The sequence below is a fragment of the Arthrobacter sp. B2060 genome (assembly GCF_059090445.1).
In genome coordinates this window covers 1-250 of sequence record NZ_JBNHFR010000044.1, presented here as the reverse complement: position 1 = coordinate 250, position 250 = coordinate 1, and the positions used below count along the sequence as shown (strand labels likewise).

At 58.4% G+C, this 250-nt stretch carries 1 protein-coding gene; it reads left to right on the top strand.

The genetic code is table 11. The features are described from left to right. Positions 1-250, top strand: a 250-nt coding sequence (locus AC5RUM_RS21525) for an ABC transporter permease subunit (protein ID WP_494036855.1), incomplete at both ends; no start/stop codon positions are given.

Below are 250 nucleotides of genomic sequence, written 5' to 3'. Positions count from 1 at the left end.
TCTCGGTCTCGACCAACCCCAACTTCAGGTGGGGTGTCGTCGCCCAGTACTTCACGCATGAATCCATCCTGCGTGGCCTGATGCTCACGATCTTCCTCACGCTTGCCAGCATGGCCCTGGGAACGCTCCTGGGCCTGGGGCTGGCAATCATGAGGTCCTCGAGCATCAAACCGGTTGCGGCCACCGCGAATGTTTACATCACGATTTTCCGTGGGACACCGGTCCTGGTGCAGTTGATCTTCTGGTTCAA